Annotated in this window: 11 protein-coding genes; 5 read left to right on the top strand and 6 right to left on the bottom strand. The window is 53.0% G+C overall.

The window, feature by feature from the left end:
- Positions 1-339: 339 nt before the first annotated feature.
- Entirely contained in the window at positions 340-1,878 is a 1,539-nt protein-coding gene (locus M8Q36_RS18545; RefSeq protein ID WP_249881878.1) for a methyl-accepting chemotaxis protein, read from the top strand.
- Positions 1,879-1,935: 57 nt separating this feature from the next.
- On the top strand, positions 1,936-3,018 hold the full coding sequence (locus M8Q36_RS18540; protein WP_249881877.1) for a mannuronate-specific alginate lyase: 1,083 nt from the start codon (positions 1,936-1,938) through the stop codon (positions 3,016-3,018).
- A 6-nt stretch (positions 3,019-3,024) separates the two neighbouring features.
- On the opposite strand, the gene M8Q36_RS18535 is transcribed toward M8Q36_RS18540, so the two are convergent.
- Genes M8Q36_RS18535 through M8Q36_RS18510 form a run of 6 tightly spaced genes read right to left on the bottom strand, consistent with a single transcriptional unit; the run spans position 3,025 to position 9,932 of the window.
- Positions 3,025-3,822 carry a hypothetical protein gene (locus M8Q36_RS18535; protein WP_249881876.1) on the bottom strand — a complete coding sequence of 266 codons (798 nt, stop codon included), beginning with the start codon at positions 3,820-3,822 and terminating at the stop codon, positions 3,025-3,027.
- 49 nt (positions 3,823-3,871) lie between these two features.
- Positions 3,872-5,023: an MFS transporter gene (locus tag M8Q36_RS18530; protein WP_249881875.1), complete on the bottom strand. Its 1,152-nt coding sequence runs from the start codon at positions 5,021-5,023 to the stop codon at positions 3,872-3,874.
- Positions 5,024-5,026: 3 nt separating this feature from the next.
- Entirely contained in the window at positions 5,027-5,851 is an 825-nt protein-coding gene (locus tag M8Q36_RS18525) for a hypothetical protein (RefSeq protein WP_249881874.1), read from the bottom strand.
- Positions 5,838-7,277, bottom strand: coding sequence for a radical SAM protein (locus tag M8Q36_RS18520; protein ID WP_249881873.1), 1,440 nt, complete (start codon positions 7,275-7,277; stop codon positions 5,838-5,840). The genes M8Q36_RS18525 and M8Q36_RS18520 overlap by 14 nt, the downstream gene beginning before the upstream one ends.
- Complete coding sequence (locus tag M8Q36_RS18515; protein WP_249881872.1) at positions 7,277-8,551, bottom strand: glycosyltransferase family 2 protein; 1,275 nt, start codon at positions 8,549-8,551, stop codon at positions 7,277-7,279. The genes M8Q36_RS18520 and M8Q36_RS18515 overlap by 1 nt, the downstream gene beginning before the upstream one ends.
- Positions 8,552-8,573: 22 nt before the next feature.
- Complete coding sequence (locus M8Q36_RS18510) at positions 8,574-9,932, bottom strand: glycosyltransferase family protein (RefSeq protein ID WP_249881871.1); 1,359 nt, start codon at positions 9,930-9,932, stop codon at positions 8,574-8,576.
- 480 nt (positions 9,933-10,412) lie between these two features.
- Between M8Q36_RS18510 and sra the strand changes: the two genes are divergently transcribed.
- The 3 genes from sra to M8Q36_RS18495 all read left to right on the top strand — a co-directional run bounded on the left by sra (position 10,413) and on the right by M8Q36_RS18495 (position 14,450).
- Entirely contained in the window at positions 10,413-10,550 is a 138-nt protein-coding gene (gene sra, locus M8Q36_RS18505; protein WP_086868995.1) for a stationary-phase-induced ribosome-associated protein, read from the top strand.
- Between the two features lie 187 nt (positions 10,551-10,737).
- Complete coding sequence (locus M8Q36_RS18500) at positions 10,738-12,441, top strand: NAD-dependent malic enzyme (protein WP_200550992.1); 1,704 nt, start codon at positions 10,738-10,740, stop codon at positions 12,439-12,441.
- Between the two features lie 302 nt (positions 12,442-12,743).
- Complete coding sequence (locus M8Q36_RS18495; RefSeq protein WP_249881870.1) at positions 12,744-14,450, top strand: ABC-F family ATP-binding cassette domain-containing protein; 1,707 nt, start codon at positions 12,744-12,746, stop codon at positions 14,448-14,450.
- The last annotated feature ends 15 nt before the right edge of the window (positions 14,451-14,465 follow it).

Genomic DNA, 14,465 nt, shown 5'->3' with positions numbered 1-14,465 from the left:
TTATCCAAAAGTAAAAATGTTAGCCCGCGATGTTAATGTTTCTATTTTTGATCGTCTATTTATTCGCCTTTGCTGCATCACTGGCTATTAATTTGACTTAAGAATGTACTTATGGCTGGTTTGTTTTTTTGTCGTCATTTTTCTTTCGCAAAATCATAACAATATTTATAAATTGAGTCGTAAGTATGACTAAAAAAATATTTAACGCAGCTACTTTCCGTTGCCGATAACTTTGTGGAGAATGCACGGGTAATAACAAAAACTCACTGGCCGGTAAATTATAAAAAAGCCTATTACCGCGTCAGCATTTATTGATCGCGGTACATTACGGGGTTTTTCATGAAGCGTAACACTCCTGTTACACAGAAAGAGTATTTGCTTAACGATGGGGCGACGCTGTTGTCGACCACAAATACGCACAGCCATATTACTTATGCCAATACGGCATTTATTGACGCCAGCGGATTTACCGAAGACCAGTTGATGGGTGAAGCGCACAATATTATTCGCCACCCGGATATGCCACCCGCCGCGTTTGGTGATATGTGGTTTACCATCCAGCAAGGTGACAGCTGGACCGGGATGGTGAAAAATCGCCGACAGAACGGCGATCACTACTGGGTGCGCGCCAACGTAACGCCGGTTTATCAGCAAGGCGAGTTGACCGGTTATATCTCGGTGCGGAATATTCCACAACGCGATGAAATTGACGCCAGCGCCGCGCTTTATGATCAAGTGAATGAAAACAAACTTCGCGGTTTCCGTTTTTATAAAGGTTTAGTGGTCCGCCGAGGTTTATTTTCTTTCCTTTCAATTTTCCAGCGGATTAGTGTTTCAAAACGTATTAACCTGGGCGGCATTATTACCGCTGCCCTGTTAGTGGTATTGCAATTTTTGCCATTTAATGCTGCTGAAAAAGCCGGTGTAACAGTTATTGTACTGGGGTTACTTTCCGCTTTTTTACAGAGCCAAATATCACGCCCGCTAAAAATAGTTTTGTCACAAATGCAAAAAGTGGTCTCCGGGCGAAAAGCCGACTATCGCCATTTTAACCGTGTGGATGAAATTGGTTTGCTGATGCGCCTGGTAAACCAGTCCGGGTTGAACCTTAATTCGCTGGTGGGCGATGTTTCCGCGCAAATAAAAGGCATTCGCGTCATTAGCGGGCGCATCTCCAGCGAGGGGGATTCCCTGCGTCAACGCACAGAAGAAACTTCCGGCGATCTGCACCAGACTGCGGCGGCAGTTGAAGAGATTGCAAGCGCAGTCAGGCAAACGGCGGAAACCGCAACAGAAGCGATGGCGCGCGCGGATGAGACCAGCGCCAGCGCGATGGAAAGCGGCGATGTGATGAAAAAGACCATTGCCATGATGCAGTCGGTTTCCGCGGACAATAACAAAATCGTCGACATTATTGGCGTCATCGACAGTATCGCTTTTCAGACCAATATTCTGGCGCTGAATGCGGCGGTGGAAGCGGCGCGTGCCGGTGAATCCGGGCGTGGTTTTGCCGTGGTTGCCGCGGAAGTGCGTAATCTGGCGCAACACTCCGCCTCTGCCGCGCGTGAAATTCAGACGCTCATCGAACACAACGTGGCTAACGTGAAAAGCGGCGTTGAGATGGTAGCGAACACCGAAACCCACCTGACAGCGATGATCGACAGCGTGATCAATATGTCGGCGATGATTAAAGAGATCGGCATCGCCACCCACGAACAGACACAGGCGCTGGAGTTGATTAACCAGTCCGTTTCGCGTATTGGCACCATGACGCACAATAACACCGGCATGGTGGAACATGTCACCAGCGCGGCGGAAGATCTCTCTGAACGCGCCGCCCGCCTTCATCGCGCAGTACATGTTTTCGGCGGTAGCTGATAGTCCCAGACACCATGCTATAGTGCTGCTCCCCGGTCGCGGAAAACAGGACATAGCATGGTGTTTCTAAGAGCAGTGCTGATCTTCATCTTTTCGGCAGCCGCCCATGGCGCCGATCGCCTTTCTCCTCCCGCCGGGTTTATGCAACCGCCGGAACACAAAACAGCAAAAGCGGTTAACTGCCCCACTGCACCCGCCCCTTTTACTGGCGTGCTGGATTTTCAAAGCAAGTATGAAGGCTCCGACAGCGCGCGTGCCACGCTCAATCCTGAAGCCGACGCCGCTTTTCGCCAGCAAACAAAATCGATTACTGATATGGAGCGCTTTGTCAGCCGCCAGGTCACCGCCTGGGCGCAAAACGGGAACCCGTCGAACGTCGCCTGTGTGGTCAATGCCCTGGCAGACTGGGCCAGCGCGGGTGCGTTAACGGGTGATGCGAAGAACCATACCGGCAGATCCATGCGTAAATGGGCGCTGGCCACCTTCTCTTCTTCCTGGCTGCAGTTGCAATATTCGCCTTTGCATCCGCTGCGCGCTTATCCGGCTCAGCAGGCAAATATTGAGCGCTGGCTCAGCACACTTGGCGATTTAACCGTTAACGAATGGCATGATTTACCGCTGAATAAAGTCAATAACCACAGCTACTGGGCGGCCTGGGCCATTATGGCAACCGCGGTCGTCACGCAGCGGCGCGATCTCTTTACCGACGCGCTGGATATTTACCGCACGGCGATGCAGCAAATTGGTCCGCAAGGTTTTTTACCCAACGAACTGCGCCGTCGCCAGCGGGCTTTCTCTTACCACAATTACGCTATCCAGCCTCTGGTGATGATTGCGCTGTTTGCCCGTGCGAACGGTGTCGATCCAGAAGCGGAAAATCACGACGCGCTGCGGCGTCTGGGGAAAGTGGTGATTGGCGGGTTAACCGATGCGCAGCCGTTTGCGCAAAAAACGGGCGTTACGCAGGATGTGTCGTTTTTACAGCACCCGACCAATCTGGCCTGGCTTGAAGGCTGGTGCCAGTTGTATAGGTGTGATGATGCGCTGCGCCAGCGTATAGCGCCCCTGCGCCCGCTGCAAAACACCCGTCTGGGCGGTGATCTCAGCCACCTGATGGCCGCCACCGCCCGACAGGAGTAAGTGAGGTTAACCGGCGTTCCCGGCTATCGCCAGATAGTCTGTATAGAGCTGTGGCGCACCGGAAAACGATGCGAGCGTGCGCCACTCGTCATACATGCGTTCCGTATCCTGATGTGCGGCGACAAAGGCCAGTGATTTTTCCGTGGAGACATCCAGCCCCGGATGAAAGGCGTTCAGCGACGCCAGACTCTCGATTTCCAGCATCACCGCGTACTGATCGAGACGATTACCGCCCTGACCTTTCAGCATGTGGAATTTCCAGCCGGGGTAATCTTCGACGCGGTGGATATTATCAGTAATGAATTTTTCGAAGGTCTGCGGCAGTACGCCTGCGCGCAGTGCGAGATTGTGGAAACCGACGACGCGCGCCACCGTGTCTTGCCCGGCTTTGGCCTGGTAGTTTGGCCCTTCCGGCAGGGAGCTGTTTGTATTTTCCGCCACCAGGGAATAAGTGGTGAAAATGGTCGGCAGTTCGGCGAACGTCGCGAAAGTTTTCCATTCAGCAATCAGCGCCAGTGCCTGCGGGTGTTGCTGCCAGAATTGCTGCGCTTCGGCGGTCTGCTCGCCACTGGCTGTCACATAGCGGGCGTACTGCTGCGCATCCGGCGCTTCGTACAGCATCAGATATTCGTTTTCTCGCTCACCGCGTAAACCTTTCAGCAACGTCCAGCGCCAGCCAGGATACGCCGGGATCTGCACACCGCGCTCGCGGGCGAATTGCTCAAAATCGCCCGCCGTTACCCCTTTTTTCAGGTTGAGGCCAATGTAGTGCACGCTAAAAACTGCATGAGATGGGTAATTCATAAAGACTCCTTTCTTCGTACCGTTGAGATAACACGGACACGTCCGTGAATTAATGGATGATTTTGCGCGCCAGCAGGCTAACCAGCAGCAGGAGCACAATGCCGGCGCTGAACACCGCGCTCAGGCTGAAGTGTTGGGCCATGGCACCAATCAGCGCCGGGCCGCTCAACAACCCCGCATAGCCGAATAATGTGACGGCGGGAAGCGCGAAGTGTGACGGCACGCCGGGCTGATTCCCCGCGCCAGAGAAAAGCACCGGCACAATGTTCGCCAGCCCCGCGCCAACCAGCGCAAATCCGGCAAGGGAAAGCATGGCGCTATGCAGTGAAACCATCACCAGCAGCCCCGCTGCAGCACACACGCCGCCGAAGAGCAGCACGCGCACGTTGCCATACGTGTTGATTAAGCGATCGCCGTATACCCGCCCCAGCGCGACGGCAATGGAATAGAGCGTAAAGCCCAGGCCCGCCTGCTGCGCGGGCATCTGCCGTTCGCTGTGCAGGAAAACGGCGGACCAGTCCAGCATTGCGCCTTCGATCAGAAAGATAAAAAAACAGACGATGGCGATGAAAAGCACCTGCGGATGCGCCAGCGTTCGCAGCAGGCTTCCCTTCGCGCCGGTTGGTGGCGGGCGTCTGGCTAATAAATGGCGGGATGAAGCCAGCGCGATCGCCAGAATCAGCAGCGCAATCAGTAAAATGGCGTGTCGCGGTGCCACACCTGCCCACAACAGCACGCTGACACTTCCGGCACCCGCGATGCAACCCAGACTATAAAAGCTATGAAACCCGGCCATTCTTGCCTGTCCGGATTCACGCTCAACCACCACCGCCTGGCTGTTCATCGACACATCGAGCAGGCCATTTGCCGCGCCGAAAAAGAGTAGAACCCCGCCCATCACGACGGGGGAATCGATAAACAACATTACGGGCAGATCGAGACACAACACCAGGGCGCAGCAGAGGATCACGGCCCGGCAGCCAAACCGGCTGATTAAGCTGCCGCTGAACGGCATTGCCAGCATCGACCCTGCGGCAATGCAAAACAGCAGCAAACCCAGCGCGCCATCATCAACGTGCAGCGTGGCTTTCACCAGCGGGATCAGCGGTGCCCACGCCGATACCGCCAGACCAGCGATAAAAAATATCGCCCGCGTCGCATGCTGTGCGCCGGTATTTGTGGCCGGGTAAATATTGGTCATTGGCTACACTCCTTGTTCATCCCCGCAACCCTGGCTTTCGGCCACGGCCAGATAATCGGTGTAGATTTGCGGCGATCCGGAGAAAGACGCGAGCTGTTTCCACTCCTCGTACATCTGTTTGGTGTCCCGGTGTGCGCTGGCGAAAATGGCTGCCTGATCGGTGGCGATATCCGGCTCAGGATAGAAAACATCCAGCGCCGCAAGACTTGCGATCTCCATCATCACCACATATTGATCCAGCCTGTTGCCGCGCTCGCCTTTCAGTAAACGGAATTTCCAGTCCGGGTAATCTTCAATGCGTTGGTAATTTTCGGCGATAAAAGTCTCGAAGGTCGCGGCTTCGACATCCGGGCGTAGCGCCAGGTTATGGATGCCAATGACTCTGGCTTCCGGTTCCTCGCCCGGCCGTTCGCGATAACGGGGGCCATCCATCACGGTGCTTTTTTTGTTTTCTGCCAGCAGCCGATAATCGGTGTAGATCGTCGGTAACGCGCTGAATGTTCCCAGTTGTTGCCATTCGCGCAGCAATTGCTGAGCGTGCGGGCGATCGCGCCAGAACTGGCGCGCCAGCTCGGTGAGGTTGCCGTCTGCGCGCAGGTAACGATCGCGCAGGTCGGCGTTTTCGATTTCATACAGCATCAGAAATTGCCCGGCGCGCTCTCCCCGCAGGCCGCGCAGCAACGTCCAGCGCCAGCCGGGATAACAGGGGATGTGACACCCTTTCTCGCGAACAAACTGCTCAAATTGTTCATTGGTGACACCGGCTTCGGTGTCGATTGCGATGTAATACAGGCTAAAAACCGGTGCGGATGCGTCAGTGTGTTTCATGTGCAAGCTCCATGGTGAATTGAGTGTTAATGATTGCTTCCACTAACGTGACGCCGTTTGGCGTGAGCCTGACGTCATCGCCAGTCACGGTGATGAGCGCTTTTTGCCTTAACGTCTCTAACGCGCGGTGAATAACCGGGTTGTTGAAAAAACTGCGACCGTCGAAGCGCTGGCGGAATTCGCTATCGTTGACCGGACGCAGCGTGGAGAGCGCCATTTTGAAGGCATTAACTTCGCGCTGGAGCGGGGAAAACCCCTGCTGCGATTCAATCGGTAAGCGCCCTTCTTCCAGCGCCTGGGCGTAACGCTTGTAATCCGTAATGTTGATCGCCTCTGACTGCGTACATTTCGAACTGCCGCCAAGGCCAATCGCCACTTCCGGATACTGTTTATCAAGGTCAGTAATCAGCCCTTTCCATTTCTCCGCAGGCTGTGTGCGCTGATGGAAATACATGGTGGGATGCTCAATATAATCATCGGCGAAGTAGCGCTCGATCAGCTCGCGCATCTGGTACTGCTTACCCAGCCCCGGAAAGACGCTATTGGCCCCTTTTTTCTGCCATAAGCTCTGGCGCTGCCCCGATACCCCGGTGCGCTGCTTCATCAATTCCGCCATATGCAGCTTTGTGCAGACGACATGAGAAAGCGCCAGTTCGCGGCACTTTTCCATATCAAATTTCACATCATCGACGCTTTGCCCTGGCAGACCGTAGATCAGATCCACGCTTATCCAGTCGAAACCAACTTCGCGCGCGTTGGCTATCGTCTCTTCACAGGTTTCCGCGCTATGTTTACGCCCACAGGCCTCGATAAGCTGGTTATTGAACGACTGGACGCCAAAACTGATTTTGCTGAAACCCAGCGTTTTGAGCAGTTGCAGATAGGATTTTGTCAGCGTTGCGGGTTCCCCTTCAAAACGCAGTGTGGCGGCAGAAAAATTGAAATTTTGCTGGTAAAACGCAATCAGTCGGCGGAGTTCCGCTTCCGGCAGCAACGACGGCGTGCCGCCGAAAACGTTAAATTCGCCCACTTCTGCTTGAGCCAGCGCGGGCACGTTTTGCAGCCACAATTTCGCTTCCTGAATGTTCTGATCCACCACCCGGTGAAAAACGGCCCGTGAGGGGGCGCTCTGCGGGTTAATGATAATGGTCGGGAACTGGCAGAAATGGCAGCGGTAGCGGCAGGTGGGAATCGACGCCCAGAGATGGATCTGTGCTGCCTGTTTAATGTCGTGTTCCATCTCGCGGAAAAAGGCGTCCTGCGGGTAGTCTTTGATGTCGCCCGGAAATACGTGACAGCCAAAAGGATCCCGGTAGACATACTCCAGCAAAGTGTGATTTTCCGGCGCCGCCAGGAAATCGTATACGCGCGGCACCGGGTAGTGCGGGTCGAGATCGTTCAACGACTCCAGAAGAGTGCTGTTCATCAGAAAACTCCCCCGTTGGCAAAGTAGTTATGTGCCATGCCGGACTCGCGATCCTCACAGAAATACCAGACGAAACGCTGGAAATCGCGATCCTGAACCTCGTCAAAACAGGCTGGCAGCGGCGGCGGGAAACCAATGTCTTCGCCCATCGCGCGGCGCATGGCGCTGAAAATCTCGTCGCGAAACTCGAAATAGAGCCGGTAAGCGGGCGTTTTATAAGCATGGATGGGAGTGAAATCGATAATGCGCGTTTCGTGTTTGATGGCCTCAATGCGCCGGAATAGACGGTCAGCCACCACCGGACCGAAGAAGTCACGCACGGCGTCGCTATCCAACAGCAGATGCGGGTTGAGGAGCACCGGCAGCACAATATTTTTCGGTACGTAATCTTTGATGGAGTAGTGCCAGGCCTGTAATGACTGTTCTGGTGTCGTGTCGCTCAGCGAGGTTTGCTGTCCCCCTTCCGGGCGAACATCTTTCATGATGATGATGCCATCTTGCCCGTAGGCGACACCGGTTATTACTTCCTGCAGAATGGTGTCCACGCGGCGGCTGTTGATTTCAACGTGGGAATCACGTGCGTAGACAGGTTTTCCGCCTGCGGCGATGACGCGAATACCGAAATCCCAGTCATCGGAAAGGTGCTCGACAAACCGACCGTTATTGAGCTGGTAAAAGATCTCAATGCCGCCGACGTTGTCGTACATCGTGCGTTCAACCGCAAAGCCTTTGCCATCCGGGAAGCCGCCAAACAGCGAGAATGAGACATCGCGGCAGCGCAGCGTTTTCTGGATCTCGGCAAACAGGTTCGGGCGCAGACGGAAGTCGTTTTCGTTGTAGTAGTAATTACAGGTGCCTAAGTCCCCTTCTTCCTCGATCATTTTTGCAATCAGCGTATGCAGCCACCAGCTGTCCACGGTGCAGTCCGCATCGGCCGAAACGATATAGTGCTTTCGGTTTATGCCAAGGCGTTTATCACGCGCTTTTGAACGCAGCGAGGCGTAGTCCATTCCGCATTTTCGCGCGGAGGAGACACCCTGCGTGGTTTCCTTGATGATATGAATATCCATTGCCGGATTGAGTCGGTGAAAATCATGTATTTGCGCCACTGAATCGTCGGTGGAATTATTATCCACAACGATCAGCTCCCAGTTATCATGCGTCAGCATGTTATTACACGTTTTTTGATTAAGTAACGACATAAGCACTGCGTTAATTCTGTCGCTCTCGTTATAAACGGGCAAAACAATCGAAACATAAACATTGTTACGCATATATACTCTCCCTGAGTAATAATTAAGACTCAATGCTCTTACTGCTAAGTATTTTCTTACCAATAAGAAAATTTTGGTAAGCCATTTCTGACATTAACGGTTTGTTGGTGATGAGTTTATAAACGCTAAGAATAAACTCATCGTCCGGTAAATCATCTTTATCGGCCGAGATGTCCATAATTGGCGCAAAGAAACCATATTGCCCATAGACCTCATCATAATATTCGTAACGTGTCGAAATGTAACATCGCCGGTGACTAATCGCTTCACCAATTGGATTGCCATAACTGTCGTAATCCCACGATGTCAGAAAAGAGACAATGTCACATGAGTAATATAAATCTTCAATGGTGTAGGTGTTCATGCCCGGGGGCATGTAACCGTGCTGCAACCAGCCAATAAAGTGTATAAACGGTTCAACCTGTAATGTCCTTGCTAAATTAACCAGCGATTGATAACACTCTGGTGCCTCATGGCGATCGCCAGCGATGACAAGAAATACGCGTCCATCGAGACCGTGTTGCTGAAAGAGTTGGTTAAGCTTTGATACCAGGTAAATATCCCGGTCAAGCCGTTTTTGTGGGATAAGGCGCGTGGTTCGGGCAATCAATATATCATTGCAACCTATACCAAGGGTGCGCCGCATATCACTATGACTTCGCGCCTCGCTAAAGTTGTAAGCGTTCTTTTTAACTTTAACTTCAACAGCATAGTTACACCATTCTTCAAGTTTTGCTTTCAAATCCTCATTAAGCGTAACGTAGGTGATATAGGGGGATTTTATGGGTTTGATGGCATATGGGTATGGATAAGCACCATATTTCATCACCGTTTTTTCGCTGTTCCACATTAAATCATGGTCGCGCCAGGTGACGAATTTCTCTAAATCATATCGCTTCCCATATACATCTATTGCAATATATAGGGCCTTTGTATAAATAATATTTTCCGGAAGCGTGCCGTTTTCAACATAAACCGTACCGATATTGAGTTGCTCCCATTGCCGCACGATTTTTTTTGCCAGTTGGCATGCTGTTTTATCAATAACGGAAAGGATTCTTTCACGTTCTGCTGATGAAACAGTTATTTTTTGGCTAATCAATACATTATGCGAATACTCGATAAAATGGGTGTTGTAATCAGGTAGGCTGGTAATGTCATTTATTCGTACAAGCGTAAAGCCACCTTTATATATAGCATTCTCCCATTCATATGGTTTATTGAATTTGCCTTTATCAATCTTGATGTCGTAACCAAGATCAAGATAAGGTTTAATTCCCTTGTGCACTAACTCTTGTGCTGTTTTGAATGCTTCAACAGTAATTCCTGAAAAAGCAACAGCATCAAAAGAAATAAAAATCACTCCATTTCGAACGTCCATGGAATTACCTCTTTCTCATTGCGAAGATATTTTTAATTATTCCATTGGTGCTAAGAAAAGCATATTACAGACTGGGTTTAAAGTGGTTGATATCGCAATATTGAAGATAATGTCATTTTTTTACTTTTCGTCACATAAAAAAGCGAAATGATGTTTCATCCTTAATATATCACTTTAATCATTGTAACTATCAAGCAACTTTGTGAAGGCGTTTAAGCTGAAGAATATTCTACTTTAATTGAGACTGTTCGGGATTTTTACTCGCAAACCCTATAGTGTGCAGGAATTTAATCTGTTAGAGAGGCTTTATTATTTATCACCATAAAACCTAAAGGTAACTTTTCTTATTGCACTTTGTGCTGTGATGTCCGACGATAACAACTCGGTATGTTTTTTGTACCGCGCAATGATGAGATTGAATTTCGCCCGGTCAGTCACCGGGCTTGTCCTTGAAACATTGAACTGGATTAAGGAGTAAGCATGAAATCGAACCGTCAGGCACGTCATCTAATGGGGCTGGATTACAAAGTGTCGAACACCCGCAAAGTTGTCACGAAAGACAACCAGGAAGAGACGGTGGTCGCTCACCGCTCCGGGCGTCACCGCCGCGCAGGCTGATTTGTCCCCCCTCACCACCCCGTCCGGGGTGGTGTTTTGTCCCCCTCTCCTTGTTATTGCTAAAAATTCAATCAACGAATACCGCGATCGGGAAGTATTTGCTGAAGCGATGCTTTATACTTGCGCCCGCCGCTGTACCAGCCCGTGACGCACCCCCACGGGAGAAAGTTGAACAAGGAGCTGTAAGATGAATGCAAAGCATAATAAAAACCGATCGTTATATATCCCTTACGCTGGACCTGTGTTGCTGGAATTTCCGTTGCTGAACAAAGGCAGCGCCTTCAGCATGGAAGAGCGCAGCAACTTCAACCTGCTTGGCCTGCTGCCAGAAGTGGTTGAAACCATTGAAGAACAAGCCGAACGCGCCTGGTTGCAGTATCAGGGCTTTAAAACCGACATCGATAAGCACATCTATCTGCGCAATATTCAGGACACCAATGAAACCCTCTTCTATCGGCTGGTGGAAAACCATCTCGAAGAGATGATGCCGGTGATTTATACCCCAACCGTCGGCTGGGCGTGCGAGCGTTTCTCTGATATTTACCGCCGTGCACGCGGGGTGTTTATCTCCTGGCAGAACCGCGCCAGCATGGACGACATCCTGCAAAACGTGCCGAACCACAACATCAAGGTGATCGTGGTGACCGACGGGGAACGTATTCTCGGTCTTGGCGACCAGGGTATTGGCGGCATGGGCATTCCTATTGGTAAGCTGTCGCTTTACACCTCCTGCGGCGGTATCAGCCCGGCCTACACCCTGCCCGTGGTGCTGGATGTTGGCACCAACAACCAGCAGTTGATTAACGATCCGCTCTATATGGGCTCGCGTCATCCGCGTATCACTGGCGATGATTACTACGCTTTTGTGGATGAATTTATTCAGGCGGTGAAACAGCGCTGGCCGGACGCGCTGTTGCAATTCGAAGACTTCGCGCAGAAAAATGCCATGCCGCTGCTGAACCGTTATCGCGATGAAATCTGCTGCTTTAACGATGACATCCAGGGCACGGCGGCAGTCACTGTCGGGACGCTGATCGCCGCCAGCCGCGCGGCGGGCAGCCAGCTCAGCCAGCAGAAAATCGTCTTCCTTGGCGCGGGTTCTGCCGGGTGCGGTATTGCCGAACAGATCATTGCGCAGACTCAGCGCGAAGGGTTGAGCGAAGCGGACGCGCGCCAGAAGGTCTATATGGTTGACCGTTTCGGCCTGCTGACGGACGAAATGCCGAATTTGCTGCCGTTCCAGAGCAAGCTGGTACAAAAACGCGAAAACCTGCAAAACTGGGACACCGGCACGCAGAACGAAGCCCTTTCCCTGCTTGATGTGGTGCGTAATGTGAAGCCGGATATTCTGATCGGCGTCTCCGGCCAGACCGGGCTGTTCACGGAAGAGATCATCCGCGAAATGCACAAACACTGCCCGCGCCCGATTATCATGCCGCTGTCAAACCCGACCTCGCGCGTGGAAGCAACGCCGCAGGATATCATTAGCTGGACGGATGGGATGGCGCTGGTTGCCACCGGCAGCCCGTTCTCACCGGTGCAGTGGAAAGAGAAAACCTACCCGATTGCCCAGTGCAACAACGCGTATATTTTCCCGGGCATTGGCCTCGGCGTTATCTCCAGTGGCGCGTCGCGCATTACGGATGAAATGCTGATGGCGGCAAGCGAAACGCTGGCGGAATACTCCCCGCTGCTGCTCAATGGCGAAGGGTTGGTGCTGCCGGAGCTGAAAGATATTCAGCAAGTCTCGCGCGCCATTGCGTTTGCCGTTGGCAAAATGGCGCAACAACAAGGCCTGGCGGCAAAAACCTCGGCCGAAGCGCTGAAGCAATCCATTGACGACAACTTCTGGGAGCCGAAGTACCGCAGCTACCGCCGTACTTCTATTTGATCTCCGCACCCGGCGCCGCTGTGCGCCGGGTTTTTCCCTGCTGGTAAAACATTCATTTCCCCGCTAAACTCCTTTTCACCCATTAACTTACTGAATATAAAAAAGGAGGCTACTTATGCTGTATTGTGAATTGTTTGACTATTCACATGCCTTTGGCGATCGCGCCAGCTCAAGCGTTATCGGTTTCGTGCTGCGATAACTTCGGCTTGAGCGAAGACAACAATCCCTTCCCTTGGGCTTACCAGGTTATCGTCAGCGATGTTTGACGAGGCACGATCGTGCCTGTAACTCTTGAGTAAGCAATGAGCACATTATTATCTGCACAATCCATCCGTGTTGAAACGGCGTTTGGTCCGTTATTCTCCGATCTCTCCTTTACCCTGAAAAAAGGCGATCGCCTTGGGCTTATTGGCGACAATGGCTGCGGTAAAAGTACGCTGCTAAAAGTGCTGGACGGTTCGCTGTCGCCGCTTTCCGGCAATGTGACGGTGGCGAACCAGTGCCTGCTGGCGCGCGTCGAGCAGCATCTGCCCGATGCCCTGTTATCGATGACGCTGCTTGATGCGGTACTGGCGCAGCTCCCGACACTTGAGCGCGACAGCCAGCGCTGGCGCGGCGAAGCATTATTGGCCAGCATGGGGCTGAGTCCGCAGGAAATCACCTTAACGGCCGCCACGCTGAGCGGCGGGCAACATACCCGCTTGCTGCTGGCGCGGGCGCTTATCCGCGAACCGGATCTGCTGCTCCTGGATGAACCCGGCAACCACCTCGATCTGCCCACGTTGCTGTGGCTGGAACAGTTTCTGCAAAGCTGGTCCGGCAGTTTCGTGATGGTGTCGCACGACGCGGCGTTACTGGATGCGGTGACCAATGGCAGCTGGATCCTGCGTGATCATACGCTGCACTACTTCGCACTCCCCTGTAGCGCGGCGCGGCAGGCGCTGGAAGCGCGGGATGAGAGCGATGCCCTGCGTCACAAAGCGGAGCAAAAGGAGATCGACCGCGTTACCGCCAGCGCCAAACGGCTGGCCACCTGGGGGCGCGTCTATGACAACGAAGATCTGGCGCGCAAAGCGAAACAGATGGAGCGCCAGGTTGAACGCCTGAAAGAAAGCCAGACTGAGCTGACCGAGGGCAGCCAGTGGCGGCTGGCGTTGCATGGCGAGGAACTGAGGGCCGACCGTCTGCTGGAGATGGAACAGCTCGCTGTTCCGCCTGCGCCAGGGTTACCGAACTTGTTTCAGGTTCCCATCGCGCGGCTGAAAAGCGGCGATCGCGTCGCTATTGTCGGGCGTAACGGCTGCGGGAAATCCTCGCTGCTGCGTCTTATCTGGCGGGCTTACCAGCAGGAAAGCGCACCGGGGTTGCGTTTGCATCCCCGGCTGAACGCCGGTTACTACGACCAGACGCTGCATCAGTTACCGGATGACGCTACGCTGTTTGACGCGCTAGAGCCGTTTGCCCCCACGCCACAGGATCGCAAAATGGCGCTCATCAGCGCCGGTTTTGCCTGGGCGCGCCACGGGCAACGCGTAGCGACACTGAGCGGAGGTGAGCGCTCCAGGTTGCTGTTTGTCGGTCTGTCGCTGGCGCGCTTTAACCTGTTGATGCTGGATGAGCCAACCAACCATCTGGATATGGCAGGCAAAGAGGCGCTGGCGCAAACGCTGCAACAGTTCAGCGGCGGTGTGTTGCTGGTCAGCCACGACAGAGCGCTTATCAACAGTAGCTGTAACCGCTTCTGGCTGGTGGAAAACGGTGAACTGAGCGAATGGCATGATGCTGAAGCGGTGTTTGAACGCCTGCGCGAAAGTGTTCGCCACGAGCAGTCAGCGCCGGAGGCGCTTAGCGTCGCCGCTGAGCCAGAGGATATTGATGCCCTTCTGGAGCGGTTAATTAAGCTTGAAACCCAACTGGCAGAAGACCTGGCGCGTAAAGCGAAGCACCAGAAACCGCAACTTCAGGCGCAGTGGCGCGAGGAGATTGCACGCCTTCAACAGAGGTTGTAGTACCACAACAAACAG

The sequence above is a fragment of the Kosakonia sp. R1.Fl genome (assembly GCF_023516815.1).
Lineage (GTDB): Bacteria > Pseudomonadota > Gammaproteobacteria > Enterobacterales > Enterobacteriaceae > Kosakonia.
Note: the sequence above shows the minus strand (reverse complement) of the source record. Positions and strands in the feature narration are given on the sequence as shown.

Bases quoted from the DNA above. Each gene is read 5' to 3' on its own strand.
- sra (WP_086868995.1), top strand. From the start codon at position 10,413: ATGAAATCGAACCGTCAGGCACGTCATCTAATGGGGCTGGATTACAAA.
- M8Q36_RS18500 (WP_200550992.1), top strand. From the start codon at position 10,738: ATGAATGCAAAGCATAATAAAAACCGATCGTTATATATCCCTTACGCT.
- M8Q36_RS18540 (WP_249881877.1), top strand. From the start codon at position 1,936: ATGGTGTTTCTAAGAGCAGTGCTGATCTTCATCTTTTCGGCAGCCGCC.
- M8Q36_RS18510 (WP_249881871.1), bottom strand. From the start codon at position 9,932: ATGGACGTTCGAAATGGAGTGATTTTTATTTCTTTTGATGCTGTTGCT.
- M8Q36_RS18530 (WP_249881875.1), bottom strand. From the start codon at position 5,023: ATGACCAATATTTACCCGGCCACAAATACCGGCGCACAGCATGCGACG.
- M8Q36_RS18515 (WP_249881872.1), bottom strand. From the start codon at position 8,551: ATGCGTAACAATGTTTATGTTTCGATTGTTTTGCCCGTTTATAACGAG.
- M8Q36_RS18535 (WP_249881876.1), bottom strand. From the start codon at position 3,822: ATGAATTACCCATCTCATGCAGTTTTTAGCGTGCACTACATTGGCCTC.
- M8Q36_RS18525 (WP_249881874.1), bottom strand. From the start codon at position 5,851: ATGAAACACACTGACGCATCCGCACCGGTTTTTAGCCTGTATTACATC.
- M8Q36_RS18545 (WP_249881878.1), top strand. From the start codon at position 340: ATGAAGCGTAACACTCCTGTTACACAGAAAGAGTATTTGCTTAACGAT.
- M8Q36_RS18495 (WP_249881870.1), top strand. From the start codon at position 12,744: ATGAGCACATTATTATCTGCACAATCCATCCGTGTTGAAACGGCGTTT.
- M8Q36_RS18520 (WP_249881873.1), bottom strand. From the start codon at position 7,277: ATGAACAGCACTCTTCTGGAGTCGTTGAACGATCTCGACCCGCACTAC.